At 46.6% G+C, this 3,974-nt stretch carries 6 protein-coding genes and 2 pseudogenes; 3 read left to right on the top strand and 5 right to left on the bottom strand.

Going from position 1 to position 3,974, the window contains the following annotated elements; genetic code table 11:
* Nucleotides 1-110 (top strand): annotated as a pseudogene (locus tag AAC854_RS21600) (IS110 family transposase); the annotation flags it as partial.
* 71 nt (nucleotides 111-181) lie between these two features.
* Here the strand turns inward: AAC854_RS21600 and AAC854_RS21605 are convergent.
* The 5 genes and pseudogenes from AAC854_RS21605 to AAC854_RS21625 form a co-directional block, all read right to left on the bottom strand.
* Nucleotides 182-502: pseudogene (locus AAC854_RS21605) on the bottom strand (PFL_4703 family integrating conjugative element protein); the annotation flags it as partial.
* Nucleotides 502-855, bottom strand: coding sequence for a TIGR03750 family conjugal transfer protein (locus tag AAC854_RS21610; RefSeq protein ID WP_340618894.1), 354 nt, complete (start codon nucleotides 853-855; stop codon nucleotides 502-504). The pseudogene AAC854_RS21605 and the gene AAC854_RS21610, both read right to left, overlap by 1 nt.
* 10 nt (nucleotides 856-865) lie before the next feature.
* Nucleotides 866-1,198 (bottom strand): TIGR03745 family integrating conjugative element membrane protein, encoded by a 333-nt coding sequence (locus tag AAC854_RS21615; protein ID WP_422824119.1) that lies wholly within the window; start codon nucleotides 1,196-1,198, stop codon nucleotides 866-868.
* 79 nt (nucleotides 1,199-1,277) lie between these two features.
* On the bottom strand, nucleotides 1,278-1,514 hold the full coding sequence (locus tag AAC854_RS21620) for a TIGR03758 family integrating conjugative element protein (RefSeq protein WP_340618896.1): 237 nt from the start codon (nucleotides 1,512-1,514) through the stop codon (nucleotides 1,278-1,280).
* Nucleotides 1,511-1,840, bottom strand: a complete 330-nt coding sequence (locus AAC854_RS21625) for an integrative conjugative element protein, RAQPRD family (RefSeq protein WP_340618897.1) — start codon at nucleotides 1,838-1,840, stop codon at nucleotides 1,511-1,513. Before AAC854_RS21625 ends, AAC854_RS21620 begins: the two co-directional genes overlap by 4 nt.
* A gap of 149 nt (nucleotides 1,841-1,989) precedes the next feature.
* Here AAC854_RS21625 and AAC854_RS21630 point away from each other — a divergent pair, with 149 nt between their 5' ends.
* Nucleotides 1,990-2,682 carry a DUF5710 domain-containing protein gene (locus tag AAC854_RS21630; protein ID WP_340618898.1) on the top strand — a complete coding sequence of 231 codons (693 nt, stop codon included), beginning with the start codon at nucleotides 1,990-1,992 and terminating at the stop codon, nucleotides 2,680-2,682.
* Between the two features lie 242 nt (nucleotides 2,683-2,924).
* Nucleotides 2,925-3,788: a GTPase family protein gene (locus AAC854_RS21635; protein WP_340618899.1), complete on the top strand. Its 864-nt coding sequence runs from the start codon at nucleotides 2,925-2,927 to the stop codon at nucleotides 3,786-3,788.
* The last annotated feature ends 186 nt before the right edge of the window (nucleotides 3,789-3,974 follow it).

Here is a 3,974-nt window from a genome sequence, read left to right on the forward strand (position 1 = left end):
CGATATGTGAAGCAGCATCACGCCCCTCAATGCGTTTTGTCCAGCCGAGAACGGAGACGCAACAGGCGATGAGAGCACTGCATCGTGTCAGAGAATCACTCATCAAAGATATCCGCCTCCCCCGCCAGGGTGCCGGCACTGATCAGGCCGTTATTGATGACATGGCCCTGACTGCTCAGTCGTAATCCTGACAGGCCGGCGTCAGATAAGGGGAAAGCGCATAAATTTTCGCCGGATAGTCCTGTGCCCCGTTTTTCGGCCAGGCATTCAGTTGCTGGAAAATATAAAAGGCAAAGCTGTAGACGCTGGGCGCAGGCACCTCCCACCACGGGCGCGTGCTGCCGGTGCGTAAGTCCGGCGGGTTATGGATGGTGAGATTGCGCGGTGACGCCATCCAGCCCGTCAGGCTCAGCAGCAATACCAGCACCAAAATGCCGCACGCCACTCGCAGGGTCAGAATATGCTGATCCCGGTTCTTCACCGCATGACGAAACCGACTCATCACAAGCTCCTGCTTCGGCGCAACGACCAGCCCCGGGCGACAATAATCAGTGTCGGATCACCGAGACCCAACCGACGTTTTTTCTCTTCCAGTTTCAGCCAGATATAATTTTCCGGCTTGCCACGCTTGAGGTGTGCCAGCCAGCGCCCGCCAAAGCTAATCAGTAACAAAGGCATCACCAACATGCCGGTCGGGAGCATGACCCAACCGGCTAACGGGATCAGGGGAAGACTGACGGCCAGTCCGAGCGCGATCCCGGCCAGTGCGGCCAGTCCCATTTCAGGGGTGGTGAACCCGCGAAACACCACCGGTTCGGCGTTTAAACGGTCAGGTAAGAAAGCGATCGTCTGCATGGTGATTACCTTAAAAAATGATACTGGCCGATTTCGACAGCAGCCAAATCACGGCAACCAACAGTACCACGCCGACCACGACGATGGCGCCAAACTGGGTCCAGGTCGATTTGCCATCGCGCACTTCGGAAAAGGTTTCGACGGCAGCCGAAGCAACCTTAAAGAACGCCACTGCGGATAAAATCAGCCCGCCAATCACAATGCCATCCTGCGCGTACCCTTTCGCCTGTCCCAACAATCCGCCCCCGCCACCACTTTTGGGTGGTTCGATAGCCGGCAAATCTGCCCAGGCGGATCTACAGGAAAGCCCGAATAACAGCATGAACACACTGATCCGTGTCATCAGGTTTGTGCTGATACGCCGACAGACGGTAAAAATTTGCTTCATATTGACTCTGTTCCTTTTCATTATGTTCGCTGCATTAGCTGGCAAACATCCAGATAGCCACGACCAGCAATACCGCGGTTCGAAGGGCAAACTGGCTGAGGGTCTCATTACGCACTTTTTCATTCGCCCAGCCATTCCAGACATCCACTGCGGCCCAGGCCGCCCAGAAAAACAAGGTGGCTAAGAAAAACCCGACGCACACCAGATACAGAAAAGTGATATCAAAGTGCCCGGAGGCCACTTCAAAGGCATTGCGTTGTGCGTCAGTCATTGCGGGTTTTCCTGACGGTAATGGCCGGATAACGAACCGGATCTATGGGGTTGATCGCGGGAAGGTGTGAGGTAGTGATCGATACCCGCTTTGATGGTGTTGAGATCAGACTGGATGCGCTGATAATCAAAGTCATAACGAAGAAGTTTTGAGGTATCTGATTGCTTTTCTGCGATGCTGGCGCGTTCCAGTGCTATTTGCACCTGCTCAATCAGACGTTTTGCACTCGCCAGTTCGTCTTTTTCGGCCGCATGAGCCAGCGGCATAAACAACATGGTCAATCCCAGCAGACAGGCAGAACGGGACAGGGAAAAGCAATTGTGCATCAATATTCACCTTGTCATGGATTCCAAAATGCCGAGGATGCGGTGTTTTTGATATCAGGTCAGCAATAAACTCTTTATGCTTTGGTGAAAATTAGCTAAATAGTCTGACTAATTTATTCGATTAACGGTTTAATAATGAAGGAAGGCATATGCTGCGGATTGATTTAAATGTCCCCGACGATGAATACGAGCAGGTACGCAAATTGGGCGCGCACTGGGATGCGGCCGCTCAAACCTGGTATATCGACAGCAGTTTTGACCCGACCCCGTTTATGAACTGGCTGCCGTTCTACAATGTCCATGCCGAATCCTGGTATCTCGCCCAAACCCAGACGCCGTGCCCGCACTGCCATGAACACACTACCGTCACGGCATTTATGCTGCCTGCCGGACACCAGCTACTGGAAGCGGATAACGGCGATGAACCCGGCACGGAAGTGGACTACTCTGAGCAGGACAGCCCGGCATTTCTGTTTTATATCGCCGATATTCCCACTATGGTGCGTAACGTGCTGCCCGGTTTTTATCACACGCTGCGCAAAGCGGTCAGCCAACGGCTGCGCAGGCAGCACTGGATAAACCATTGCGAGCACTGTGGTGCACAGCAGGATGATACTGATATGTTTGCGGAAATCGGTGGGGCATTTTTTCCTGATTCGAAAGAGCAAGCGGCGGCTATTCTGCTTCACCGTATTGATCAGCCTTTTGTGGGGTATTGTGAAGATATCTCGCATCATCACTACCATTTCGATCCGAAGCTGGATACCCGAGCCTGTAAAGCCTGTGACTGGTTTGAATGGATGACACAGGTGGTGAATGTGCCATCAAAGTATCCGCATTAACCGGGAAGACTGACGCGCCGCAGTGCGGCTTGTCTGCTGACGCTGGAATACAAAACAAAAAACCGTTTTGCATTCCAGCGTCCAGCGTTATTTTTTTATAAAAATTTTTAAACATCCATGTTGTTATCAGGCGATCATCATCAAATAAAAATAATGGTACATAATTAATGTATTGATATTATATACACAGTAAATATATCTTACTAAAATTTAATTTCAGCCCACAAAAAATGAGGAACATAATGGAAATAAATCGTAAGAAACAACTCAAAAACACTCTTACATTCGAAAAAGTTAGAAGTCAGGAAATGCTAAAAAAAATAAAAGAAAAAGTTCAAGAAATCACCAGCTACCAGCCTCGCGTTGGCGTTTTTGGTGTAACTGGGGTTGGGAAATCATCTCTCTGTAATGCGTTATTTGGTAAGGATGTGGCAAAAGTAAGTGATGTTGCATCGTGTACCCGAGAACCTCAGAATTTATTCATAGGTGAAAAAGATAGAGGGATTACACTTATTGATGTTCCTGGTGTTGGTGAAAATCAAGAGAGAGACAAAGAATACTTTGAACTATATAAAAAACTTACTCTAGAACTTGATTTAGTTATTTGGGTTATGAAAGCTGATGATCGTGCATTTTCAATACCAAAACAAGCCTATAAGGAAATATTGAAAAATCACCTTGAACAATGCCCAGTTATTTTTGTTATAAATCAAGTCGATAAATTATCTCCTATGAGAGAGTGGGATGATAGGAACAACAAACCAGGAGAAAAACAACAACGGGGTATTAACGAAAAAATTATAGTCGTTAGTAGCGAATTTGATACTTCAACTAACTACATAGTGCCAATATCCGTAGAAGAAAAATACAATCTAGAAATTTTAATGGAAAAAATTGTTCATGTTGTGCCAAAGGAAAAAAAGTATTCACTATATCGAGAGGCAGAATCATCTATAAGAACAGAAAAAATGGAACAAGAAGCTGAAAAAGGCCTTTGGGATACAATAAAAGAATTCTGTGGTGATGTATGGGATAAAGTAAAAGAACCGGTAACCAGTATATTATTGAATGTTGGACTGAAATGGTTCAATAAATTATTCCGATAAGTTATCAATACATTGGAAAAGATTATTTAATTAGATCTTATGGGAGAAAAGCTGGATCTTGATCATAATTTTGTGTAATTGAACGCGATGCTCGACTTTTATGATGAGTTGAAATGACATAGCCGCTCCTTTATAACTTTAAGTCGTCAAAAATAGAGAAATAAAGGAACAAAAGGCTATGTCACA

This window comes from Xenorhabdus entomophaga, from assembly GCF_037996725.1.
GTDB classification, from domain to species: Bacteria; Pseudomonadota; Gammaproteobacteria; order Enterobacterales; family Enterobacteriaceae; genus Xenorhabdus; species Xenorhabdus khoisanae.